Genomic DNA, 23,440 nt, shown 5'->3' on the forward strand with positions numbered 1-23,440 from the left:
TAACTTAAGCTCGCGACTGGATGAAATGCGCGCAAGGCGTGACGTCCTCGTTGAAACGACGGTCGGTGGAGTCCAAGTCTTCTCATGCCTGCGGTGACGTCCCCCCCCCGCCCGAGCCGTAGGCGGACAAAGGCGACGCGGCTGCAATGGCCGCGTCGCCGCCCGATCCGTATCCGATGCGCGTAGGGATCGCCGGTATTCTCGGCCGTGTCGGTCGGTTGCTCGTCGACGAAGTGCGCATGTCCGGTCTTGTCCTGGCCGGCGGTACCGCCCGCCCCGGTGCGCAGGTTGCGTCCGATATCGATCTCCCGCTCTTCGACGACATTGCCGCTCTCGCAGCCGCCTCGGACGTCGTGATCGACTTCACCCATGCAGGCGCCGCCGCGTCCCACGCCGACTGTCTTGCCACGGCCGGGGTCGCCTGGGTGCTGGGCACCACCGGGCTGTCCGCCGATGCCCAGCTTCGGATCGACCTGGCGGCGGCTCGCATCCCCATCGTCCAGGCGGCAAACTTCTCGCCCGGAGTTGCACTTGTTGTCGGGCTGGCCAGGCAAATGGCCGAAGCCTTGCCAGGGGACGCCTACGACGCCGAGATCCTCGAGATGCATCACCGGCAGAAGGTCGACGCGCCGTCGGGCACCGCCCTGGCACTTGGCGAGGCGGTGGCAGCGGGCCGCGGCGGCAGTCTCGACGAGATGCGCGCGCCTGTCCGGGATGGGCATGGCACCGCCCGCCTGCCCGGCAGCATCGGCTTCGCGGCTTTGCGTGGCGGCCAGATCGTCGGCGAGCACACGCTGTTATTCACCTCCGGCGCCGAACAGATCGGGCTGACCCACCGAGCCTTCGATCGCCGGGTGTTCGCCGCGGGAGCCGTGCGGGCGGCGCGATGGACTGCCACCCGACCGCCGGGCCACTACGACATGCAGGACGTGCTCGGCTTGCGCTGAGCGCTCGCCGGAGCCGCGGATCGAACCACTGTTTCTTGACCCCCTTGGCCGTTTCCGCCAAACCCCCAACTCCGGCGCTCTTGACTGGCGCATCCGGTTCTTAGGCGTGCCGTAGGCGCCACACGAGGAGCACCATGCGCAACAAGGGCGACTTCCTGTTCACGTCGGAATCCGTGTCCGAGGGCCATCCGGACAAGGTCGCCGACCGTATCAGCGACACCGTGCTGGATTGTTTCCTGCGCGCCGATCCGGAGGCGCGTGTTGCCTGCGAGACGCTGGTGACCACCAACCGCATCGTGCTGGCCGGTGAGGTCCGCGGGCCGGCGTCGGTGACCGAGGAACTGCTCGTCGAGGCCACCCGCGAGGCGGTGCGCGACATCGGCTACGACCAGTCCGGCTTCTCCTGGCGCAATGCCGACGTGCAGTACTACCTGCACGCGCAGTCCGCCGACATCGCGGTCGGCGTCGACAGCGCCGGCAACAAGGACGAGGGCGCCGGCGACCAGGGCATCATGTTCGGCTTCGCCACGCGCGAGACGGACTCGTTGATGCCGGCGCCGATCCATTACGCGCATGCCATCCTCAGCCGCATGAACCAGCTCCGGAAGAGCGGCGACCCGCGCGGTCGCGGCCTGCAGCCGGACGCCAAGAGCCAGGTGACGCTGCGCTACGTCGATGGCCGCCCGGTGGGTGCCACCAGCGTGGTGATCTCGACCCAGCATGACGAGGGTATGAGCCAGCGCGACATCCGCGAAGCGCTGCGCGGCGTGGTGGCGGACGTGCTGCCGGCCGGCTGGGAGGTCCCCGAGGACCAGTTCTACGTCAACCCGACCGGCGTGTTCGTCATCGGCGGACCGGACGGCGATTGCGGCCTGACCGGGCGCAAGATCATCGTCGACACCTACGGCGGAGCTGCACCGCATGGCGGCGGCGCATTCTCCGGCAAGGATCCGACCAAGGTCGATCGCTCGGCCGCGTATGTGTGCCGCTACCTGGCGAAGAACGTGGTCGCTGCCGGCCTTGCCGACCGCTGCACGCTGCAGATCTCGTACGCGATCGGCGTGTCGCAGCCGCTTTCGGTCTATGTGGACCTCGACGGCACCGGCAGGGATGTCGACGAGACACGGCTGGAGAAGGTGCTGCGCGAGACCGTCGACCTGACGCCGCGCGGCATCCGCAAGCACCTGCGGATGAACCGGCCGATCTATGCGGTGACCTCCGCGTACGGTCATTTCGGCCGCACCCCGGATGCGGCGCTGGACAGCTTCACCTGGGAAAAGACCGACCTGGTGGACACCCTGCGCCAGGCCTTCAACCGCTCGTAAGCCGCTCCCGTCATGGCGGTGAAGCCGCCGCCGGACCGGCTGTACGGCCGCCAGCGCAGCCATCCGTTGCGGCCACGGCAGCAACGCCTGCTCGATGTGACGCTGCCGCGGGTCCGGTTCGCGGGGGCCGATGCGGCTGCCCCGGCGTCGGGCTTCGGCCGTGTTCCGGCGGCGGTGTGGCTTGAGGTCGGGTTCGGTGGCGGAGAGCATTCGCTTGCACAGCACGCAGCGCATCCCGATGTCGGGCTGATCGCCTGCGAGGTGTTCGAGAACGGACTTTGCTCGCTGCTGTCCCGGCTGGTGCCGGAGGGTGCCGAGGACACCGCCCCGGTGCCGGACCTGCTGCGGCTATGGGACGACGACGCGCGCACGCTGCTGCGGCTGCTGCCCGATGCGTGCCTCGACCGGATGTTCCTGCTGTTCCCGGACCCGTGGCCCAAGACCCGCCACGCCAAGCGGCGTTTCGTGCATCCCGAGACAATCCCGCTGGCCGCGCGCGTGCTGAAGCCCGGCGCCACCTGGCGGGTGGCCAGCGACGATCCGACCTACCAGGCCTGGGTGATGGAGGTGATGGCGGCGCAGACGCTGTTCCATCCGGCAACACCCGTAACCGGTCGTCCGGAGGGCTGGCCGCCGACACGCTACGAGGCCAAGGCGCTCGCGGCCGGCCGGCAGCCGTTGTACTGGAGCTTCGTTCGGCGCTGACGAACCACAAGCGGGTCGTCGCGCTGGACCTTCTTCCGCAGGAGTGCACGGCAATGCTGACGCGTGTGGCAATCTACGAGGGCACGATCGAGCCCGGCACGGAGGATGCCTTCTTCGCGGACGTCGCCCGTCGGTTGGAGCCGATCTGGCGGTCGTTCCCGAACGTGCTGGACGTCCGGGTGCAGCGGGTGCTGTCGGCCGATCGCGGGGCGATCCCGATCGTCATGGTCCTGGAGATGGACTTCGCCGACAGGGCGGCACTCGATCAGTCGCTGGCATCGGACATCAAGACGAAATCCCACGCCCTCACGCTGGAGGTGCTGAAGCCCTTCAACGGCCGCTTCTTCCACTTCATCGCCGAAAGCCACAGCATTCCTGCGGCCTGATCGGCGTTCAGGCGGCCTGGCGGTCCCTGGCTTCGTTCGCCGCCGCCTGCAGGCAGATTGCCACCATGTCCCTGAGCGAGCGGGCATGCGCGTCGGCGCCGAGCGTCTGCGAGAGACGACGCTGCCGATCATCAATCTCCCCACCCGGCCAGAACGCAACGGATACCGGCACCCCGGGCAGGCGCTGGCGCAGGCGGCGGGCAGTGTAGCGCAACGGTGACAACCGGCTCTCGATGCCGAGCGCGCAGAGGCAGATCATCGCCGGCTCCCCGACATCCAGGCTGGCGATCATCGTCCGGGAGGTCGAAGCGTTCGTGACCATCCGGCCCTCGATGCCATGCTTGGCCAGGATCTGCACCAGGATCGTCATCGCAGCCTCGTCGAGCGGACCGCTGCCCGGCACGCACAGTACCGGATGCGCCGCCCGCCAGCCGGCGTCGACAACGCTCTCGCGGTCCAGCATTCCGCTCGCCGCGGGCTGCTGCAACAGGCCGGTCGGGTCGATCGGGGCGACGGGGGTCAGCTCCCGCGGGGCGCCCTCGGACTTCGGATCGAGATCGGGGTAGCGGTCCAGCTCCGCCACCAGCTCGACGATCGCCTCCCGCATGCGGGCCAGGTGTTCCTCCTCGATCACGCCGCGTCCGACATCGAGATCCGCCAGCTGCAGCCCGGGGATCACCACCTCGTCGTAGTACGTGGAGAGCGCGACGTCCTGCAGCAGGGCGTCGGCCTGTTCCTCCACCTCGTCCGGATCGTCGGCCAGCATGCGCTGGTAGAAACTCTCGACCGGGGACAGTGCCGGCTGGTCGCCCAGCAGCACGGCCAGGAACTCCAGCCGCTCGACATGGCGGCCGAGCACGACTGTGCAGAGGGTCAACGGCGTCGACAGGATCAGCCCGATCGGGCCCCACAGCCAGGTCCAGAAGGTGGCGGCAAGGATGACCGAGATCGGCGACAGGCCGGTACTGTGCCCGATCAGCAGCGGCTCGATGAACTGCGCGACCGCCGGCTCGACCAGCAGATAAAGCGCTAGGGTCTCGATGGTGTGGTCCCAGCCCGGGAACGAGGCGGCTGCCAGCAGCACCGGTGGCACCGCGGCCATCAACGTGCCGAAATACGGGATGAAGCGCAGCAGCATCGCCAGGATGCCCCAGAGCACCGGGCTCGGCACGCCGATCAGCAGCAGGCCGCCGGCGATCAGGCAGCCGAAGCCGGCATTGATCGCCAGCTGGGTCAGGAAGTAGCGGCTGAGGCGGGAGCCGGCGTCATCGATCGCCAGGGTGGTGCGGTGCAGGTCGCTGGTGCCGAACAGCCGGATCACCCGGTCGCGCAGATCCTCGCGCTGCAGCAGGATGAAGATCGATACGATAAACACGATCAGCGCCGTCGCCAGCGGATGGGCGATGCGGGACAGCAGGCCTTCGGCGACTGCGAGCGACGACGCCGGCGCATCGACCACCTCGACCTGGGCCGGTTTGACGACGGCGGGATTTCCAGGCGGCGGCGGTGCCGGCGGTGGACCGGCGAGGAGCTGGCTGACCTGGTCGCGCAGATGCTGCAGGCCACCGACCGAGCGGCCTTCGGTCAAATGGTGCAGAGCGTCGAGCTTGCGCTCGATGGTCGGCTGGTCGGCGGCGAGCTGGTGGGTCAGGCCCATCGCCTGGATGCCGATCAGCCATGCCATCCCGGCCAGCAGCGCCAGCGCGAACAGCACCGACAGCGATGCCGAGGGCCAGCGCCCGAAATGCCAGCGCCGCAGCAGGCCGTTGAGCGGCTGCAGCAGGAAGCTCAGCATCACGGCCAAGACGAACGGGATGCAGATGCTGCTGCCGAAATACAGTGCCGCGATCAGCACCACGCCGACCTGCAAGGTGAGCAGTCCGCGCATGCCGGGTAACTCCGTCGCGGCCACCGCGGCACCGCGAGCGGTCGGTCGGGGTCGGGCGGTCAGGGACGGAATGGAGCCGATCTCTTGCATGGCTGACGGCCCTGCCATGTTGATAACGCAATGAACGTGGGTGTGACGCTGCGGTTTCAGGTCGTTCCGGGTGGAGTCGACGTGCGCGTGCTCGACAACCGCGACACGACCAGCGCCACGACCACGTTCAGGACCAGCGCCAGCAACCCGGTGGAGAGGCCGACGGTGTGGCCGGCGAGATGCAGCGCGTGCACCGGCTTCAATCCGTCGGCGAACACGATCCAGCTCCCCGCTGCCATGCCCACCGCCCAGCCGGCAAGCAGCCCGGTGCTGGACAGACCGATCGGAAGCAGCCCGAGCACCAGGGCGGGCAGCGTCTGCAGGATCCACACGCCGCCGAGCAGCTGCAGGTCGATGGCGAATTGCGGAGCGAGCAGCAGCACGCAGCCGAGTGCCGCGAGCTTGACCAGCAACGCGGCGATCCGGGCGACGCGGTCACCGCCATCCGATGCGGACAGCCTGGCCGGCAACAGGTTGCGGGTCACCAGGTTGGCAGCGCCGATCGCCATGACCGCAGCGGGCACCAGTGCGCCGATGGCGATGGCGGCGAACGCAAAGCCGGCGAACCAGCCCGGGAAGATCGTCAGGAACAGCAGCGGCACCACCGCATTCGGATGCGTCGTGACGATGCCGGCGGCGTGCGCCATCAGTCCGAGCATGGCGATCAGCCCGAGCAGCAGCGTGTAGGCCGGCAGCATCACCGCATTGCGCCGGATGGTCTCGGCGTCGCGGGCCGCCAGCACGCCGGTGAGGGTGTGCGGATACAGGAACGCAGCGAGTGCGGAACTCAGCGCCAGGGTGGCGTACGGGATCGACTGGCCCGTGCCGAGCACATGGCCGGCAGGGACCGATCCCGGCTTGGCGGTGTGCATGTGGGCGGCTGCATTGGCGAACATCGCGCCGTAGCCACCGAGATGGCGGGGGATCACGGTGACCGCGGCGATCACCGCGATGTAGATCATCACGTCCTTGAGGAACGCGGTCTTGGCCGGCGCGTGCAGGCCGCCGAACCAGGTGTAGGCGGCGAGCGACAGGAATGCCGCGAGCAGCGGGATCTCGCCCGGCAGTCCGAGTGCGGCCAGCACGGTGCGGATGCCGACCAGCTGCAGCGCGATGTAGGGGATCACCGCCAACAGCCCGGTCGCGGCAACGACCCACTCGAGGGGGATGCTGGCGAACCGTGCCCGGACGATGTCGGCTGCGGTGGCGTGGCCGCCGGCCTTGGCGATGCGCCACAGCACCGGCATCACGGCATACACGAACGGATACACGATGATGGTGTAGGGCAGCGCGAAGAAGCCGTATGCGCCGGTGGCATAGACCAGTGCCGGCACCGCGATCACCGTGTAGGCGGTGTAGAAGTCGCCGCCGACCAGGAACCAGGTCACCCAGGTGCCGAACGAGCGGCCGCCGAGGCTCCATTCCTCGTCGCCGGCTCTGTGTCGCTTGCGACGGCTGGCCGAGGCGCCGAGCAGGATCGTCACGCCGAAGAACAGCAGGAAGACGGCGATCGCGGCCGGTCCGGGTGAGGGCACGATGGTGGCGGCGGTCATGCGCGTCCAAACTTCCAGACCAGCCAGATCACCAGCGAGGTCAGCGGCACCCAGGCGAGCTGGTACCAGTAGAAGAACGGAAAGCCGAATAGCGCCGGCTCCGCGCGGTCATAGAACGGCACCCAGAACAGCCCGACGCACGGCAGCAGCAGCAACGCGTGGACGAGGATCGGGCGCAGGCGCCGGAAACGGGGTTCCACGATGCGGAGGCTCCTTGTCGCCGGTCGCCATCCGGGGTGTGGGCGTTCGGCCTGCTTGGCGGATCGCGCGGCAGGGATCAAGCTGGCTTGCGGCAAGAGGGAGAGCGACATGGCCGACAGCGTGCACGTGGTGGCCGTGGTTGTTGCACGGGCCGGCCAGGCGGATGCGATCATGAAGGCGATCGAGGCGGTCGTTGCGGCGACGCGTGGCGAGACGGGCTGTCTCAGCTACGTGCCTCATCGCGACGTGCAGGACCCTGACCGCTTCGTGTTCATCGAGGATTGGGAGAGCCAGGCAGCGCTCGACGCACATAACCGGACCCCGCATCTGCAGGCGTTTGCGGTGGCGATCGAACCGCTCGTAGCCCTGCCGTTGCAGGTGCTGGTGTTGCGGCCGTTGGGTTGATCGACAGGCAAGGAGCAGGATCATGGAACTGAAACGGGCCGGATCGCGGCCGTCGAATGCGGGACCTGCGGAATGGTTCACCGGCAGCGTCCGTGTGGAGCCGTTGAACAGTGCCCCGGCACCGGCTCGGGTCGCATGCGCCAACGTCACCTTCGAGCCGGGTGCGCGGACCGCCTGGCACACCCACCCGCTCGGCCAGACGCTGATCGTGACCGACGGATGCGGATGGGCGCAGGTCGAGGGCGAGCCGATCGTCGAGATCCGGGCGGGCGACGTGATCTGGTTCCCACCGGGTCAGCGGCACTGGCATGGCGCGGCGGCGACGACCGGCGTGACGCACATCGCCATCCAGGAGGCGCTCGACGGCCAGGTGGCGGACTGGATGGAAAAGGTGACCGACGCGGAATACGGCGCTGGCCCGACCGACTGAGTTATTCCGCCTCGACCGCCGGATCGACCAGGTCGAAGAAGGGCTGGCGATCGACGGTGAAGTGCTTGCTGTAGAACGGGTCGCGGCGATAGCGCGCGTTTTCGCCCCAGCGCTCCTGCATCGTCTGTGTCTCCGCATAGAAGCGCGCCTCGTGCTCGGGGCGGTCGTCGCTGCCGCGTGACAGGCTCTCATGGTGGTAGGCCACGAACTCGGCGCACCACACGATCCGGTAGCCCGCATCGCATACCTTCAGGCAGAGATCGACATCGTTGTAGGCGACCTTCAGGTGCTCCTCGTCGAAACCGCCGACCTGGCGGAAGACGTCGGCGCGTATCAGCATGCCCGCCGCGGTCACCGCGGAGACCTCGTGGCTCAGCAGCGCGCGGCCGATATAGCCGTAATCGGTCAGCGGCGCGCCACGATGCACGTGGGCTGCCACGCCGGCCGGTCCGACCACCACGCCGGCATGCTGGATGGTGTCGTTCGGATACAGGAACTTGCCGCCGACGACCGCGATGTCGGCTGACGACAGTGCTTCTCCGACGACCGTTTTCAGCCAGTCTGGATCGTTCACGAACACGTCGTTGTTCATGAAGAAAAAGAAGTCGGCCTTGTTGTCCTGCGTCGCCAGGTTGTTCAGCCGCGAGTAGTTGAAGTCCTCCTCGACGGTCAACACGCGTACCCGCTTCAGCTTCGACACGCGCTTGCAGAAATCCGCCGCTTCCCGGGTCACCGACCAGTTATTCACCAGCACGATGTCGAACGCCTTGTAGTCGGTGTGCTCCAGCAGCGCGTCCAGGCAGGCCTGCGTGGTGTCGACCTGATCCTTGAACGGGATGATGATCGAGACACTCGGCTGCAGTTTCTGCAACCACTCGATACCGTACAGCGTCAGGCCGCGGATCGAGCTGACCTTCGCCGGGATGCCGCGCCGCTCGAGATGGTCCGAGACCGCCTGCACGCCGGCATCGATCGCATAGCCCTTGTTGCCGATATTTACCGCGGTCGAGTTCGGTGTCTTGCGCCAGTGGTACAGCACCTCAGGCACATGATGCACCTCGGTCGCCGGGATCTGCTCGACCAGGCGCAGGATCAGGTCGTGGTCCTGGGCACCGTCATAGGTCGCACGCAGCTCGCCCACCGCGGCCAGCGTCTTGGCCTCGACGAACAGCAGGTGGCAGATGTAGTTGCAGCCGAGCAGGTAGCGGTAATTATAGTCGGGCTTGAGGTTCGGCTCGAGGAAGTAGCCGGCCTGGTCGATCTTGTCCTCGTCGGAATAGAGCATCCTGGCGCCGGTGCGCAGGGCCGCGTTCACCATCAACTCGATTGCGACATCGACAAGCAGGTCGTCGTGATCGAAGAATGCGACATAATCGCCGCGCACTTCGGCAAGTCCCGCGTTGGTGGCGCCACTGATACCGAGGTTCTTTTTCAGGGTGATGGCGCGGATGCGCGGGTCCTGCTCGCAGTATTTCCTGATCCGGGCTGCAATCTCGGGCGACTTGGCACCGTCATCGACGATGATGAGTTCCCAGTTGCCGTAGGTCTGGGCGAGCACGCTGTCCACGGCCGCGGTGAAATCCGACATCATCGGCTTGTAGGTCGGGCAGAGAATGCTCACCAGCGGTGTGGCCACCCGGTTTCCGGCTGCCGCATCATGTGCACGGTCGCTGGAAACACGGGCGCGCAGGCGGTCGTAGTAGCGGCGGGCCCAGCGGTCGTAATCGCCGAGATTGTAGGTAGGCTTCGGCACGACGTCGGAAATGTCGGCGCGCAGCCGGGTGATCTCGCCGTGCAGCCGCTCCACCTTCGACTGGATGTCGAGCAGGCGCGCCTCGAGCTGGTCGTCGACCATGGTGGTGGTCAACGGGCTGCCGGCGAGCTCGATATCGTCCGGCGTGACGATGAAGCGGAAGGTCTGCTGGCCGCCCTTGCGGAACGAGTTCGGCAGGATGATCTCGAAGCCGCAATTCGGATCGCCGCCGAGTGCCGCCGCCACATCGCCACGGTAGCGATCGGCCTTCACCTGGGCGACCCGCATGCCGTTGGCGGTGACCAGGATGTGGCAACCGCCGGCGCGGAGTTGAGATCGGGGATCGACTCGCTGCACCCAGCCGCGCAGGGCGCCCTGCTTCATGCCGTCGAGGAAGCTCTGGAACTCGTAGAGCCGGTGCAGGGTGAATTCGTATTCCTCGTGCAGGACCGCGGAGTTGGCGGGATCGAGTTGCGGCACGATGGCCCGGTCGCCGAAGCGGAACGACAGGGTGTGCGGGTTGCCGTCGACGTAGGAGTCCGGCAGCGTGAAGTTGAAGCCGAGCCGGCCGGTCGGATGACCGAGCGCCTGCTGGACGTCCTCGCGGAGCTGGTCGCAGACGACCACGCCGACTTCCTGGCGGTCGATCAGCACATGCAGGCGCGTCGGCTCGGTCGGCGCGCGCGTGTTGACGGCCCATCCCTTGGCAACCCCGCCGACGAAGGCGTCCACATAACCCATGAATGGCGACGGAGCGGGCCGTGCAACCCGGCTTCCGGCGATCGTCTGAGTTCTGGTATCGGCCAAGACCTGTCTCCGTCGGCATTCACTCCGAAGACAGTGCGTTACAGGATCGTTAGCGCGGTGGCGAGCCTAGACTAACATCGAGTAGCGCCCACTTCGCGCGTGAGGCGTCGCGCCCGAGGGCCAGCAGGGTCGGCAACTGGCCCGGTCGGCGCAGGATCGACCCTAGCACCTGCAGCGCCTTCAGGCGCCCGTCGGGTCGCAGCGCGATGCAGGCTGCCGGCGGTAGCGTCCGGTCCGCAGGGTCACATATCGCCCGCAAGGCGGCGAACGGGATGCCGGCCCGGGTCGCCGCGAGCGCCACCGGGCCGCTCTCCATATCGAGCGATCTGCACCCGGAGCGGGCGAGCAGAAGAGCCTTGGTCGCTACCTCCGTCACTAACATGTCGCTGTGCAGCAACAGATCGAGCGACGGCAGCGTGCGAGGGGACGGCGGGGCAATCGTGCGGCCTGCCGCGAGCAGCGCGCGGAGGCCGGGGTCGGTAGGCAGGCGCGCGCCATCCACGACCACGGCGTCCGGTAGCAGCACGTCACCGGCGCGCAGGTCCGGATCGAGACCCGCCGCCAGTCCGAAGCTCAACAAGCGGGTCGCACCTTGCGCCAGCAACCCGGACACGGCCCGCCTGGCGCCATCCGGGGTGGCGCCGCTGATGCCGATCATGGCAGCCGGGAACAGCGTGCGCGCCAGCTTCGCTTCGGCCCGCAGCCCGACGACGATCCCGAGGCCCGGGTCGCGCGCCAGGGCGGACGCCTCACCGACGGGCAATCGCCTAGAAGCCGTAGGTGACCCGGCTGCTGTTGCTGCGGCCGAGATTGCGGTAGCGGGCCAGGGCCAGCAGCGGGAAGAACAGCCGGTAGCCGTGGTAGCGGAGGTAGAACACCCGCGGGAAACCGACCGCGTTGTACGGCTGCTCCTGCCATTCGCCGTTGGCGTCCTGGGCGGCGGCCAGGCTGGCGATGCCGCGCGCCACCGCCGGATGCTCGCGGCGCTGTGCCGCCATCAGCCCGAGCAGCGCCCAGGCGGTCTGTGACGGCAGGCTCTCATGGTAGCGCCCGGGTTCGCCGCCTTCGAAGGTGGCGCAGTCCTCGCCCCAGCCGCCATCCGGACGCTGCACCGAGATCAGCCAGTCGACTGCGCGCACCACCATCGGATCGTCCGGCGACACCCCGACCGCGTTCAGCGCGCACAGCACCGACCATGTGCCATAGATGTAGTTGGTGCCCCAGCGGCCGAACCAGCTGCCGTCGGCCTCCTGGTCGCGCCTGAGATAGGCGACGCCGCGCTCGATCACCGGCCGGTCCTCGGGGTAGCCGAGCTGGGCCAGGAAGGAGAGGCAGCGCGCGGTCACGTCGGCGGTCGGCGGGTCGAGCAGCGCGCCATGGTCGGCGAACGGGATGTGGTTGAGGATGCTGGTGTTGTTGTCGATGTCGAAGGCGCCCCAGCCGCCGTTCGTGCTCTGCATGCCGACGATCCAGCGGCGCGCGCGCACCAGCGCCTCGGTGTTGCCGTCGGCATCGTGGCGGTGCAGCAGCATGCCCACCACGGCGGTGTCGTCGACGTCGGGGTAGTACGCGTTGTTGTACTGGAACGCCCAGCCGCCGGGATCGAGGGTCGGGTTGCGCACCGCCCAGTCGCCCTTGACGTCGAGCACCTGGCGATCGCGCAGCCAGGCGGTGGCGTCGTCGAGGCCCGGGTGCGACGGTGCCCCGGCCAACTCGGCTTCGGCGATGGCATGGCCGGCGAGGCTGGTGTCCCAGATCGGCGACACGCAGGGCTGGCAATAGGTCTCGTCGCCCTGGTCGACCAGCAGCCGGCGGACGGCCTCCCAGGCAGTGGCGGCGTTCGGATGCGCGGGGGATACGCCCAGCGCGTCGTACATCATCACGGTGTTGGCCATCGCCGGGTAGATCGCGCCGAGCCCGTCGACACCGTTCAGGCGCGGCTCGATGAAGCGGCGCGTGCGGCGGATCGCATAGGACCGGATCAGCCGCGGCATCAGGCGCTCGGCCGGTCTCACCAGCGCGTCGATCTGCTTGAAGACCGGGCCCCAGGCGGACCGGTATGGACCGCGGATCCAGTCGCGCACCCGCTCGGGGTTCTTGGCGAACAGCTCCTGCACCCGGACGCCGCGCGGATTTCGCGCGCGCGGGCGCAGTGCACCCAGCACCAGCATCGGCGCCACGACGGTGCGCGACCAGTACGACATGTTCCAGATGTTGAAGAAGAACCACTTCGGCAGCAGCACGATCTCGACCGGCATGCAGGGCACGCCGCGCCACGGCACCTCGCCGAACAGGGCCAGCTGGAATCGCGTGAAGACGTTGCTGCGCTCGGCACCACCGGCCGCCAGGATCCCCTCGCGGGCCTTGCGCATGTGCGGCGCGTCGATGTCGTCGCCGATCAGCTTGAGCGCGTAGTACGCCTTGACCGTGGCGGACAGGTCGAAGCGGCCGCCGTGATACAGCGGCCAGCCGCCATGAGCGCCCTGGATGCGGCGCAGATACACGCCGATGCGCGCCTGCAGGGCAGGGTCGATGCGATCGAGATAATGCTCGAGCAGCACATACTCGGCGGGGATCGTGGCATCGGCCTCGAGGTCGAACAGCCAGTGGCCGTCCGGCTTCTGCCGCGCCGCCAGCGCTGCCCTGCCCCGGTCGATCGCCTCGGCGAGGATCTCGTCTGCCGGATCGGACACTGCGTCCGCCAGCAGGGCGTCCCGCTCTTGCACGGTGCTCAGCACCTTGGTCGCCCCAGCCCGCGGATGGCCGGAGCGCATTGATGACCGGATTTCATCCATACTCGCTCAGGTCAGTGGTGGCCTCGAGCCGGGACCCAGGGCCCTGGCCGCAACCAAGCCGGACCTCATTGCACCTTCAATGGTGGCGGGCAAGCCTGTAGCGGTCCAGTCGCCGGCCAGCACGAGGTTCGGGACCGACGTGCGACATTGCGGCCGCAGCCGGTCCTGCGCCGGGGTCGCGGCAAACGTGGCGCGTTTCTCGCGGACCACGCGGTGCGGCGGCAGCGCGTCCGGGAGCGTCGTGCCGGGCTGAAGCGCAGGCGACACCACGGCACGGACCTCGCGCCAGATCGTGGCTGCGAGCGCTGCGGCGCTGTGGTCGGCCAGGTGGTTGGCCGCACTCACGGTCACCGACAGGATGCCAGGCTTGACGAACACCCACTCCGCCATGCCGCCGACGACGCCGGCAAAGCCGGCGCGGGCGAGGTCACCGGTGAGTCGGTCCAGCACGTCGGCGCGGTAGTGCAGGTTGAGGATGCTCTCGTACTCGGTCGGCGCGGTCATGTCCGGCAGCACCCCCGCAGCCACGTCGCGCGCCGAATGTGCCGGCACCGCCAGGATCATCTGGTCGCCGGGTGCGAGTTCGACCCGGCCCTCCGGCAACAGCATGGTGCCGACCCGGCCATGCACCAGCCCCAGGCCGGCGACGCGGGCGCCGGTACGGATCGTCACGCCGAGCTGCTGCAGCCGCACGGTCGCCGGATCAACCAGGCTTTCCGACAGCCCGATTGCCGGGAACCACGGCACGCAGGCGCTGCCGCCCTTGGCCATGCTCTCGCGCATCACCGCACCCATGAGCGCGGCACTGGCGATCTCGGGTCGGGTGTTCAGCGCCGAGACCGCCAGCGGGATCATCAGCCGGTCGGCCAGTGCACCGGGGTCCAGGCACTCCGACACGGTCTGGTCGCCGCGAGCCCGCATCAGCTTCAGCAGGCCGCCGAGCTCCTTCAGGCGCATGCCGGGCACGCCGCGCCGGTTGGAGAATACCCACCAGGGGATGCGGCCGGGGGAGAGCCGCACGGTCCAGTCGAGGCCGGCAGCGAGGTCGTGGAACGGGAAGATCGGCGCGCCGGGACCGACCAGGGTGTGGCGGGCGCCGATGCGGTCGAGATAGGCGAACACGGTCTCATTCGCGGAAAGCAGCAGGTGGTTGCCGTTATCGAGCCGGCAGCCGAGCTGCTTGTCTTCGTAGGAGCGGGCGCGTCCGCCGAGCGCCGGGCCGCCCTCGTAGATCGTCACCCGGCGGCCGGCTTCCGCCAGTTCCAGCGCGGCACTCAGACCGGCCAGGCCGCCGCCGACGATGTGGACGGTTCCGCTCATGGTGTCAGACCGGCACCAGGGCGCGCAGGCCGATCAGCAGCTTGCGCCATTTGGGTGCGGAAACGCGGCGGGTGGGATCGCGCCAGTCGGCCTTGAGCAATGCAGCCAGGATTGCGCCGTAGCTCGCTGCCATCAGCCGGGCGGGGCGCATCGCCCGGCGGTTGCAGCGTCGCATGGCAGCGCGGGCGGACTTGAAATGCAATGCGGCGCGGGCGGCCAGGATCCGGCAGGCGGCGGGCAGCCGGGGTGAGGTCAGCGCGCCATCCGGATCGGTGGGGACGCCGGCCTCGTCCAGCACCTCGCGCGGCAGATAGAGCCGGCCGCGTTCGGCGTCCTCTGCGATGTCGCGCAGGATGTTGGTGAGCTGCAGCGCGCGGCCGAGATGGAACGCCACCTGGTCGGCTGCCGGGGAGGCATCGCCGAACGCCCGCACCGAGAGCCGCCCCACCGCCGAGGCGGCCCGATCGCAATAGAGATCGAGCTTGGCCAGGTCGGGGGCGACGATCACCTCCTCCGCATCCATCTGCATGCCGTCGATGACCGCGGCGAAATCGGTCTCGCGGAGGTCGTAGCGCTCGATCGCCGCTGCAAGGACACGGTCCAGCGGGTCGGCGGCGCATCCCTCGTAGAGCCCGGCGATGCGGCCGCGCCACTCCTGCAGGCGGGGCAGCTTGCTCTCGAACGGGGCGTCCTCGTCGGCGACGTCATCGACCAGGCGGCAGAAGGCGTAGATCGCGTACATGGCGTAGCGGCGGTCGGGGGGCAGCACGCTCATGCCGCGAGCGAACGAGGTTCCGGAGCGGCGGACGATCTGCTCGACCACGTCGAGGTCCGGCTTCGCGCAATCGAGCGGTGTAGGTGTTTGCTTAGGCGGGGGGGGCATGAGGCGGGTCCGCGCTGTCAGACGAGGTGGCGAAAGGCCGCCAGCAGGCTGGCCGCGACATCGGGACGCGACAGCTTCACCCGACGGGCCAGCGGATCGCCGCGTCGCAGCCGGCGGGCGAGCCGGTGCGACAGGCCGACGATGACGGCCGCCTCGAGCCGCATGCGCCGGTCGGAGATCAGGCCGGGCAGCCGGGCGGCGTCGCGGTTCAACCGGTCGACTTCGTCCAGCGCCTGGTCGAGCACGCGGCGCAGGCCGGGGCTGGCGCGGTTGGCCCGCACGCCTTCGACGGTCTCGCCGGCCTGATGCAGCCAGGCTTCCGGCAGGTAGCAGCGGCCGAGCTCGACCAGGTCCTCGCGGCAATCCTGGAGGTGGTTGAGCACCTGCAACGCCGTGCAGAGCGCGTCGGAGGGAGCGTGGGTGGCACAGCCCTCGCCATGCAGGTCGAGCAGATAGAGCCCGACCGGGTTGGCGGAATAGCGGCAGTAGTTGGCGAGCTCGGCCCAGCTGGCGTAGCGCGACTTCACCGCGTCCTGGCGGAAGGCGACGATCAGGTCGGTGCCGCGCGCGGGATCGATGCCGGTCACGGCCAGGCTGTCGCGCAGTCGCACGGCGCTCGCCGCTTCCGCCGGACCGAGCTGCGCTGCCCCGCTCTCACGGCCGAGCAGCAGCGCCTGCATCGCGTCGAGGCGGGCGATCTTGGCGTCGGGGGAGAGCACGTTGTTGTCGGCGATGTCGTCGATGGCGCGGGCGAAGGCGTAGTAGGCGTGGACGTGCGGCCGCAGCTTGCGCGCGATCAGCATCGAGCCGACGGGGAAGTTCTCGTCCGCGGCCTGCTTGCCCGACGACATGTCGGCGGCGGGCGGGGCGATGGTGTTGTCCATGACCGTGTTGCTCATGCGGCGGTCACGTCCTTGTTGCCCCCAGGCGCCCCGGCATAGGCCCGGCGCTTCCAGACCACGCCACGACCGCGATGATGGTCGATCGCCGATCCGAGTGTCGCCAGGGTGTAGAACAGGGCGATCCCGGGCAGCAACAGCGCCCAGGCCGGGGACAGCCGGAACCGCCGCAGCGTCGGCACGAACGAGCCGGTGGACATGAGCCACGCGGCACCGCCGATCCAGCGCGCCGCGCCGTGTCCGGCCAGCAAGGTAAGCAGCGGCGCGATCCAGACCAGCACCATGCCCAGCACCGTGCCAAGCAGCAGCAGGGGAGAGAACCTGAGCTGCACGTAGGCGGTGCGGGCGACCATGCGCCAGACATCGACCGGCTGCGGGTAGGGCCGGATCGACTTCGCCAGCATCGAGTGGCCGAGCCAGATCTTGCCGCCGCTGCGTTTCACCCGGGTGGCGAGCGTCACGTCGTCGATCAGGGCGCCACGCAGGCTCTCGATGCCGCCGATGCGGTCCAGGGCGGTGCGCCGGATCAGCACCGTGCCACCGGCGGCTGCGGCGGTGCGCGATCGGGGGTCGTTCACCTGGGCGAACGGGTAGAGCAGCTGGAAGAAGAACACGAAGGCCGGCACCAGCGTGCGCTCGGCGGCACTTGCGCAGTTCAGCTCGACCATCTCGGAGACCTGGTCGAGGCCGTCCCGCAGCGCCTTGTCGACCAGGGTGGCAATGTGCGTGGGCGCGTGGGTGATGTCGGCGTCGCACAACAGGAAGAAGCCAGCGTCTCCGATATCGAGCCGCCGGGCCTCGGCCACGCCCTGCGCCACCGCCCACAGCTTGCCGCTCCAGCCTTCGGGCCGGGGGGCGCCGCTCAGCACCACCAGCCGATCGGACCCGGGAGCAAGGGCGCGGGCAATGTCGCCGGTGCCGTCGCTGCTGCCGTCATCGACCAGCACGATCCGCGACGGGCCCGGATAGTCCTGCGCCAGCAGCGACGCGATACAGGCGGCGATGGACTCCGCCTCGTCGCGCGCCGGGATCACCACCGACACCATGGGCCAGTCGGTACGCGCGCTGCCTGGGATGGGGCGCAGGATCGGACCTGCCTGCCAGAACCGACCATGCAGCCCGATCAGGCCGAGCCACACCAGCAGCGTCAGGATGGCGAGGACCAGCATCGCTCAGATCATGCCGTTGTCGCGGAACCACGTGACCGCATCGGCGACCGCAGCGCGGGCCGGACGTGGGGTGTAGCCAAGCTCCTGGCGAGCCTTTTCGGAGGAGAAGAACATCTTCTTCTTCGACATCGCCAGCATCTCGCGGGTCACCCGGGGCTCGATGCCGAAGCCGCGGGCCAGACCCTCGGAGACCACCGCCACCGGCCACAGCAGCCGCTGGTCGAGCTGGATCCGCGGCGCCTTCACGCCGGCCACCTCGGACACCAGCGCGAACACCTCCCGCAGCGACATGTCCTCGCCGCCCAGGATGTAGCGCTCGCCGATGCGGCCCTTCTCGAACGCCAGCATGTGGCCCTCGGCGACGTCATCGACATGCACCAGGTTGAGGCCGGTCTCGACGAAGGCGGGCATCCGGGCCGCGGCGGCGTCGCGGATCATCGCCCCCGTGGGGGTCGGCTTGATGTCGCGCGGACCGACCGGGGTGGACGGATTGACGATCACCGCGGGTAGCCCATGGTCGCGCACCAGCGCCAGCACCGCCTGCTCGGCAAGGTATTTCGAGCGCTTGTACACGCCGATGATCGCGTCCTCATGCACCGGCGTGGTCTCGTCGGCGATGCTGCCGTCACCGACCAGGCCGAGGGCGGCGACCGACGAGCAGTACACGATCCGCTCCACCCCGGCGGCCTGGGCAGCGAGCATCAGCAGCCGCGTGCCCTCGACGTTGGCCTGCATCATGCGGGCGGGGTCCGGCACCCAGAGGCGGTAATCGGCGGCGACGTGGAAGAGCGCGGACGTGCCTTCGAGGGCGGCCGCGAAGGTATCCGGACGGGCGAGATCGCCTTCCACCAGCTCGGCATCGAGGTCCGCGATGTTGCGGCGGTCGCTGCCCTTGCGCACCAGCAGGCGCAGCGTGTGACCGCGCGCCGCAAGTGCCCGCGCCACGGCGGAGCCGACGAAACCGGTGGCGCCGGTGACCAGGACGGGCAGGGACATGGGCGGCACGCGGAGCTCCGGACAACAGGATGATGGTGTGGCCAACGCCAAGTCGTCATGTGGCAGGGACCGGTTGGCTGGTGTAGAGGCCGCATCAGGGACAATCCAGCCCCGGCCCCGGAACGGAAGCCCGCCCGCTTGAAGACGGTCTCGATCCTGCTCGCGCTGACCGGCCTCGCGCTGATCACCGGGTTCACCGCCTGGCTCGGCCTCGGCGCGGTGCTGCATTCGCTGGGCTCGGTCGGACCGTTCGGTTTTGCGGCCCTGGTGGCAGCACAGCTCGCGTCCGACGTGGTGATGGCAGTCGCCTGGGCGGTCGCCTGCCCGCGGATCGGGCTGTATCGCCTGTTGCGTGCCCGGCTGGTGCGCGAGGGCGGCACCACCTGCCTGCCGTTCTCGCAGCTCGGCGGCATCCTGATGGGCATGCGGGCCACGTGCTTTTCTGCGACCAGGCGTGCGCGGACGATCGCCTGGCCGGAAGCGGCGGCGGCCAACGTCGTCGACCTGACCACCGAGGTGATCGGCCAGATCCTGTTCGTCTTGCTGGGCCTGCTTTTCCTGTTGGATCACCGGCCGGACAGCAGCCTCGCCGGTCCGGTGACGATCGGCATGGCGCTGATGACGGTGGCGATCATCGCCTTCATCTGGGCGCAGCGCGGCGCTTCCGGCACGGTCCGGCGCGGCATCGACCTGCTCGGCGCGCGCATCGCCGGGCAGTGGCGCGGCCTGCTGCAGGACGGGTTCGACAGCGTGCAGGAGCGGCTGAACGGGTTCTATGCGCAGCCCTGGCGGATCGTCGGCAGCAGCCTGATCCATTTCGTGTCCTGGATCATGGCCGCCGGCTGGGCCTGGCTGGGGTATCACCTGCTGGGCGCCGAGATCGGCTTCGGTGAGGCAATGGCGATCGAGGGCGTTGCCAGTGGCGTGGTTTCGGTGTCGTTCCTGGTGCCGGCGGCGCTGGGTGTGCAGGAGGCGGCCTACGTGACCCTTGGCAGCCTGTTCGGGATCGATCCTCACCTCTCATTCAGCCTGTCGCTGCTCAGGCGCGGCCGCGATCTCGCCATCGGCGTGCCGGTGCTGCTGGTGTGGCAGGCGCTCGAGATCCGGCACCTGCGCAAGCCTGCCGCCGCTGCTGTTCCGGGAGCCATCGCATGACCGAACCGCTCGTCGAGCGCACCGCCGCGAAGGAGCCGCTGTTCGAGCGAGTGGCCGTCATCGGGCTCGGGCTGATCGGCAGCTCGCTGGCCCGGCGTGCCCTGCAATCGGGCACGATCGCCCGCGAGGTGGTGGCGTACGACGCAAGCCCGTCGGTCAGGGCGCGGGTCGTGGAGCTCGGCATCGCCCACCGGGTGGCCGAGACCGTCGCCGACGCGGTGCAGGGCGCGGATTGCGTGGTGCTGTGCGTGCCGGTGGGCGCCATGGGAGTGGTCGCCGCCGAGCTCATCCCGCACATGCAGCCGGGTGCGATCCTGACCGACGTGGGCTCGACCAAGCAGTCGGTGATCCGCGAGATCGAGCCGCTGCTGCGGCCGGACCTGCATTTCGTGCCGGCGCATCCGCTGGCCGGCACCGAGTATTCCGGTCCGGATGCCGGCTTCTCGACGCTGTTCGAGGGTCGCTGGACGCTGCTCACGCCGTTGGAGGGATCCGACCCGGAGGCGACCGCGCGCGTCGCCGGGCTCTGGCAGCTCTGCGGCGCAATGACGCGGGAGATGGACGCGCCCCATCATGACAAGGCGTTGGCGATCGTCAGCCACCTGCCGCATCTGCTTGCGTTCACCATCTGTGGCACCGCGGACGACCTCGAGGGCGAGAGCCGCAACGAGGTGCTGCAGTTCGCAGCGTCCGGGTTCCGCGACTTCACCCGGATCGCGGCGTCCGACCCGGTGATGTGGCGCGACGTGTTCCTGAACAACCGCGAGGCGCTGCTCGAGATGCTGGCGCGCTTCACCGAGGACGCGCAGGCCATGGCGCGCGCGATCCGCTGGGGCGACGAGGCGTTCATCGTCGACCGGATCGAGCGCGGTCGTCGCATCCGTCGCAGCCTGATCGAGATCAAGCAGGCCTGAGGGACCGCCGCTCAGTCGGTGAGGGTCTCGATGCGGTCCCACACCATGGCGATCTGCGGCAGCCGGCGACCCCCGACCGACGTGGTCGACCGCATTGCGGAACGTCCGCCGAGGCGTTCGTAGAACCAGCGGCTCGGGTTGTCGGCCAGGACCCACAGGAACAGCGAGCGGCAGGACAACTCGGACAAGCGGCGGGCCGATTCGCGCAGCAGCGAGCGGCCGATGCCGCGGTCGCGCCAGTCATCGAGCACGTAGAGCGTCTCGACCTCGCCGTCGGCAAGCCTGGGGCCTGGCCGGCTCCGGGAGGCTGTGGCGAAGCCGACCACCTGGGCGGGTGCGTCATCAGGTCCGGTGCCGGTGGTCCGCGCTACCAGGACGCCCGCACCGCCGCGGATGGCGGCTTCGTAGCGCGCAGCGAGCGCGGCCCGGGACAGGCCGGCCAGGGTGTGGTCGGGGACCACGCCGGGATAGGCCGTTCGCCACACCGCCACGTGCACGGCGGCAATGCCGGCGGCGTCCTCCGGCCTCGCCCGCCCGACCGATACGGCCGGACTATCGACATCGTCATGATCCACGCCTGCCGACATGGGGGTGTTGGTCGCCATCCGCCAGTCGGTGGCGGTGTCGGGCACATTTTGACGCAGGCTGGTTATAGAGCGACCGCTGCCTCGGCATCGACGAGGATGGTCGAGGTGCTGCGTGATCGCGGTGGTTCAGGGCGTCAAAGCGGCGATGATGTCTGCGCCAAGCTGCCGTGTGTTCTGTGTGCCGCCGTTGCCGTTCAGCCGTGAGATCCCGAGCGCGATTGCAAGCTCCCGAAGAACCGGTTTTGCCTTTGACACGCGGACGCCGTTCACCTCGACGATGACGGTTCCATTCTCGAGCTGCTTGATCTGCCGGTGCTCCATGACCGCTTCGGCGACGACGCGCAGATGGCCGAGCTCTGGCGGTTCCGATGATCGTTTGCCGACACCGTAGCGGTAGCCCTCCGGCGTCTCCTGGCACCGAGCCAGGATATCGCCGACTGGTCCGTCCGCGACCTCCTCGATGGAGGCTTCTCCTTCGTCGATATCGATCCGCAGGATCACGATCCGGTCCGCCTCGCTGATGGTGCTCCGGCGAAAGTTGACATGGCCCGAACTCGTGATGGTCTTGACCGAGATGTGCTGACCATCTGCCCACGGGTGATCATCGCCGTGTAGAGTTCACCGATGCGGCCCGTCAGGTGCCGCAGCTCCGCGGGATGACGCCCCAACCGAGTTCCTTCTCGAACCACGCCAGCGCCTCCGCAAGCGAACGGATGATCTGCACCTGGGAGAGCGATGCAGGGCGGGTGATTTCGGAGGATGGCACAGGGTGATCCGGTCACATGGGAAGACCATAAGGGGCATGCCGAGGCGCCAGAAGCCCGATCGACGAGGCCAATGGCTGCCCGTCGGGATCCTGGTGCTGGGGAGCCCGGTCCTGGCCGGCCTCGCCGCACCTGCATGGGCCGATGCCGACGATCGACTGGTCGGCAAGGTGAGTGCAGCCATCATGCACAACCATCTCGGAACGCGACCGGCCTGCCTGCAATACTTCGTCACGCGGAACAGCGATCCCGGGATCGATCGGGTCGATGTGTCTGCCAGGCACGACAGAGCCTGCGGCGGCGACCCCCAGGTCGATGAGCACCTGTTCTCGGTCTATGTCGACCAGACAACCCACCAGATGGCGAGCGATGCCGCCGACCCGGTGAATGGCACCCTCAAGGCGCTGCCCCCGTAATCAGCGCTGTTCCGCGCGACCACCCTTGAACAGCCGGCGGGACCGGCGCGTCAGATGATGCTGGTCCAGCTCCGATCGCCGTCGCCGAGTTCGAGCTCTTCCTCGACCTGCGCATCGAGGCGGAAGATCAGCAGGGCAAAGACGACGCCGAGCGCTGCGACGCCGGCGACGATCCCGGCAATGATCCACAATGACATGATTGGCACTCCTGCCCGCCGGACGTTGAGCAGGAAGGATATGACCAGGCGTGTGGCAGGGGCCCGTCTCGTCGGGGCTCGTTCTGTAGCGAAGTGCGATCGCGGGGTTACGTGCGGGTCGGGGGCTCTACATCCGGCATTTCTGCTGCAGGTAGCGCGCCGGATCGACCCCGCCGATATTGAGCGCGTTCGGGCCGAAGGTGTCGCCGCCGAGATCGTCGCGGATGGTGCCGACAGCGAAGATCGCGCCGCTCCGGCCGATATAGACTCCATCCGCTACCCGCGCGAAATCGCCGCAATCGACGATCACATCTCCCGGACTTGCCTGGAGCGTCGCCGGCGTGACCGCTGCCGCCGGATGTTTCGCCGGCGTCACCAGTGCGAGGGCGATCAGACCCGATTGAAACCAGCTCATGTGTCCCTCTGACGCGCGGTCGTCGCGGATCACGCCGCGTCGTGAGCATTCGACGCCCGGCCTGTGGCGGGATCGAGCCGGGCTGAATGCGAAATGTATCTCTGGAAGGTTAAGGCCGGCTTAACCGGCGAGGCGCCCGGCCGTCGGAATTGGATATGGGAAGCATGTAGCCAAACGCCACCCTGAGCGCGCAACCTCGGCTCCGGAGGCAACATGACCAAGACGATGACGACGATCCTGACCCTCGCCTGCCTGATGGCTCTCGGAGCCTGCCAGCAGAGCGGGACCGCGCCGCCGAGCGGTTCCTACGCGCAACAACCCGGTGTCGGCATCGGCGAACCCGGAAGCGGCGCACCCTGAGCCTGGTCGGCGCGGACCCTGAGCGGCCGGGGGTCGTCGATGCCCAGATCGTCGAGCTCGAACTGACGGGTGTCCTGATC

The 23,440-nt window shown here is 68.8% G+C and carries 26 protein-coding genes; 10 read left to right on the forward strand and 16 right to left on the reverse strand.

From position 1 onward, the window contains the following. Positions 1–176: 176 nt before the first annotated feature. From dapB to ACOEQ2_RS09605, 4 genes are all read left to right on the forward strand, one after another. Positions 177–947 (forward strand): 4-hydroxy-tetrahydrodipicolinate reductase, encoded by a 771-nt coding sequence (dapB, locus tag ACOEQ2_RS09590; protein ID WP_419727767.1) that lies wholly within the window; start codon positions 177–179, stop codon positions 945–947. A 134-nt stretch (positions 948–1,081) separates the two neighbouring features. Beyond that, positions 1,082–2,272 carry a methionine adenosyltransferase gene (gene metK / locus ACOEQ2_RS09595; protein WP_419727768.1) on the forward strand — a complete coding sequence of 397 codons (1,191 nt, stop codon included), beginning with the start codon at positions 1,082–1,084 and terminating at the stop codon, positions 2,270–2,272. Between the two features lie 12 nt (positions 2,273–2,284). Further along, entirely contained in the window at positions 2,285–2,977 is a 693-nt protein-coding gene (trmB, locus tag ACOEQ2_RS09600) for a tRNA (guanine(46)-N(7))-methyltransferase TrmB (protein WP_419727769.1), read from the forward strand. Positions 2,978–3,030: 53 nt separating this feature from the next. Further along, complete coding sequence (locus tag ACOEQ2_RS09605; RefSeq protein WP_419727770.1) at positions 3,031–3,363, forward strand: hypothetical protein; 333 nt, start codon at positions 3,031–3,033, stop codon at positions 3,361–3,363. A 7-nt stretch (positions 3,364–3,370) separates the two neighbouring features. Here the strand turns inward: ACOEQ2_RS09605 and ACOEQ2_RS09610 are convergent, their stop codons facing one another. The 3 genes from ACOEQ2_RS09610 to ACOEQ2_RS09620 all read right to left on the reverse strand — a co-directional run bounded on the left by ACOEQ2_RS09610 (position 3,371) and on the right by ACOEQ2_RS09620 (position 7,094). Beyond that, a complete protein-coding gene (locus tag ACOEQ2_RS09610) occupies positions 3,371–5,251 on the reverse strand; it encodes an AI-2E family transporter (protein ID WP_419727771.1) in 1,881 nt (626 codons plus the stop codon). 146 nt (positions 5,252–5,397) lie between these two features. Then, positions 5,398–6,894, reverse strand: coding sequence for a sodium:solute symporter family protein (locus ACOEQ2_RS09615; RefSeq protein ID WP_419727772.1), 1,497 nt, complete (start codon positions 6,892–6,894; stop codon positions 5,398–5,400). Beyond that, entirely contained in the window at positions 6,891–7,094 is a 204-nt protein-coding gene (locus ACOEQ2_RS09620; RefSeq protein ID WP_419727773.1) for a DUF3311 domain-containing protein, read from the reverse strand. Before ACOEQ2_RS09620 ends, ACOEQ2_RS09615 begins: the two co-directional genes overlap by 4 nt. A 109-nt stretch (positions 7,095–7,203) precedes the next feature. Here ACOEQ2_RS09620 and ACOEQ2_RS09625 point away from each other — a divergent pair, with 109 nt between their 5' ends. Both ACOEQ2_RS09625 and ACOEQ2_RS09630 read left to right on the forward strand, forming a co-directional pair. Beyond that, on the forward strand, positions 7,204–7,500 hold the full coding sequence (locus tag ACOEQ2_RS09625; RefSeq protein ID WP_419727774.1) for a putative quinol monooxygenase: 297 nt from the start codon (positions 7,204–7,206) through the stop codon (positions 7,498–7,500). Between the two features lie 22 nt (positions 7,501–7,522). Further along, entirely contained in the window at positions 7,523–7,930 is a 408-nt protein-coding gene (locus ACOEQ2_RS09630) for a cupin domain-containing protein (RefSeq protein ID WP_419727775.1), read from the forward strand. A gap of 1 nt (position 7,931) precedes the next feature. Here ACOEQ2_RS09630 and ACOEQ2_RS09635 read toward each other — a convergent pair whose 3' ends face one another. The 8 genes from ACOEQ2_RS09635 to hpnA form a co-directional block, all read right to left on the reverse strand. Next, the gene (locus tag ACOEQ2_RS09635) at positions 7,932–10,424 is read right to left on the reverse strand and encodes a glycosyltransferase family 2 protein (protein ID WP_419727776.1); all 2,493 of its coding nucleotides are present in this window, start codon (positions 10,422–10,424) and stop codon (positions 7,932–7,934) included. Positions 10,425–10,539: 115 nt separating this feature from the next. Then, positions 10,540–11,253 (reverse strand): hypothetical protein, encoded by a 714-nt coding sequence (locus ACOEQ2_RS09640; protein WP_419727777.1) that lies wholly within the window; start codon positions 11,251–11,253, stop codon positions 10,540–10,542. Between the two features lie 4 nt (positions 11,254–11,257). Further along, positions 11,258–13,198: a squalene--hopene cyclase gene (gene shc, locus ACOEQ2_RS09645; protein WP_419731187.1), complete on the reverse strand. Its 1,941-nt coding sequence runs from the start codon at positions 13,196–13,198 to the stop codon at positions 11,258–11,260. Between the two features lie 93 nt (positions 13,199–13,291). Beyond that, the gene (gene hpnE / locus ACOEQ2_RS09650; protein WP_419727778.1) at positions 13,292–14,605 is read right to left on the reverse strand and encodes a hydroxysqualene dehydroxylase HpnE; all 1,314 of its coding nucleotides are present in this window, start codon (positions 14,603–14,605) and stop codon (positions 13,292–13,294) included. A gap of 4 nt (positions 14,606–14,609) precedes the next feature. Then, positions 14,610–15,488 carry a presqualene diphosphate synthase HpnD gene (gene hpnD / locus ACOEQ2_RS09655; protein WP_419727779.1) on the reverse strand — a complete coding sequence of 293 codons (879 nt, stop codon included), beginning with the start codon at positions 15,486–15,488 and terminating at the stop codon, positions 14,610–14,612. Between the two features lie 17 nt (positions 15,489–15,505). Then, on the reverse strand, positions 15,506–16,387 hold the full coding sequence (gene hpnC / locus ACOEQ2_RS09660; RefSeq protein ID WP_419727780.1) for a squalene synthase HpnC: 882 nt from the start codon (positions 16,385–16,387) through the stop codon (positions 15,506–15,508). Beyond that, positions 16,384–17,556 (reverse strand): glycosyltransferase, encoded by a 1,173-nt coding sequence (locus ACOEQ2_RS09665; RefSeq protein ID WP_419727781.1) that lies wholly within the window; start codon positions 17,554–17,556, stop codon positions 16,384–16,386. The genes hpnC and ACOEQ2_RS09665 overlap by 4 nt, the downstream gene beginning before the upstream one ends. A gap of 3 nt (positions 17,557–17,559) precedes the next feature. Beyond that, complete coding sequence (gene hpnA, locus ACOEQ2_RS09670; RefSeq protein ID WP_419727782.1) at positions 17,560–18,552, reverse strand: hopanoid-associated sugar epimerase; 993 nt, start codon at positions 18,550–18,552, stop codon at positions 17,560–17,562. A gap of 138 nt (positions 18,553–18,690) precedes the next feature. Between hpnA and ACOEQ2_RS09675 the strand changes: the two genes are divergently transcribed. Next, positions 18,691–19,707: a lysylphosphatidylglycerol synthase domain-containing protein gene (locus tag ACOEQ2_RS09675; RefSeq protein WP_419727783.1), complete on the forward strand. Its 1,017-nt coding sequence runs from the start codon at positions 18,691–18,693 to the stop codon at positions 19,705–19,707. Further along, the gene (locus ACOEQ2_RS09680; protein WP_419727784.1) at positions 19,704–20,621 is read left to right on the forward strand and encodes a prephenate/arogenate dehydrogenase family protein; all 918 of its coding nucleotides are present in this window, start codon (positions 19,704–19,706) and stop codon (positions 20,619–20,621) included. The genes ACOEQ2_RS09675 and ACOEQ2_RS09680 overlap by 4 nt, the downstream gene beginning before the upstream one ends. Before the next feature lie 11 nt (positions 20,622–20,632). Here the strand turns inward: ACOEQ2_RS09680 and ACOEQ2_RS09685 are convergent, their stop codons facing one another. From ACOEQ2_RS09685 to ACOEQ2_RS09695, 3 genes are all read right to left on the reverse strand, one after another. Continuing rightward, on the reverse strand, positions 20,633–21,253 hold the full coding sequence (locus ACOEQ2_RS09685; protein WP_419727785.1) for an N-acetyltransferase family protein: 621 nt from the start codon (positions 21,251–21,253) through the stop codon (positions 20,633–20,635). Positions 21,254–21,334: 81 nt separating this feature from the next. Then, positions 21,335–21,709 (reverse strand): hypothetical protein, encoded by a 375-nt coding sequence (locus ACOEQ2_RS09690; RefSeq protein WP_419727786.1) that lies wholly within the window; start codon positions 21,707–21,709, stop codon positions 21,335–21,337. 133 nt (positions 21,710–21,842) lie between these two features. Further along, positions 21,843–21,974: a hypothetical protein gene (locus ACOEQ2_RS09695; RefSeq protein ID WP_419727787.1), complete on the reverse strand. Its 132-nt coding sequence runs from the start codon at positions 21,972–21,974 to the stop codon at positions 21,843–21,845. A 36-nt stretch (positions 21,975–22,010) separates the two neighbouring features. On the opposite strand from ACOEQ2_RS09695, the gene ACOEQ2_RS09700 reads away from it, so the two are divergent. After that, positions 22,011–22,388 (forward strand): hypothetical protein, encoded by a 378-nt coding sequence (locus tag ACOEQ2_RS09700; protein ID WP_419727788.1) that lies wholly within the window; start codon positions 22,011–22,013, stop codon positions 22,386–22,388. Positions 22,389–22,438: 50 nt separating this feature from the next. Here ACOEQ2_RS09700 and ACOEQ2_RS09705 read toward each other — a convergent pair whose 3' ends face one another. Both ACOEQ2_RS09705 and ACOEQ2_RS09710 read right to left on the reverse strand, forming a co-directional pair. Beyond that, entirely contained in the window at positions 22,439–22,585 is a 147-nt protein-coding gene (locus ACOEQ2_RS09705; RefSeq protein WP_419727789.1) for a hypothetical protein, read from the reverse strand. A 127-nt stretch (positions 22,586–22,712) separates the two neighbouring features. Continuing rightward, positions 22,713–23,000 carry a hypothetical protein gene (locus ACOEQ2_RS09710; protein WP_419727790.1) on the reverse strand — a complete coding sequence of 96 codons (288 nt, stop codon included), beginning with the start codon at positions 22,998–23,000 and terminating at the stop codon, positions 22,713–22,715. A gap of 213 nt (positions 23,001–23,213) precedes the next feature. Here ACOEQ2_RS09710 and ACOEQ2_RS09715 point away from each other — a divergent pair, with 213 nt between their 5' ends. Then, on the forward strand, positions 23,214–23,360 hold the full coding sequence (locus tag ACOEQ2_RS09715; protein ID WP_419727791.1) for a hypothetical protein: 147 nt from the start codon (positions 23,214–23,216) through the stop codon (positions 23,358–23,360). Positions 23,361–23,440: the final 80 nt, after the last annotated feature.

Source organism: Lichenicola sp. (assembly GCF_965198575.1).
Lineage (GTDB): Bacteria > Pseudomonadota > Alphaproteobacteria > Acetobacterales > Acetobacteraceae > Lichenicola.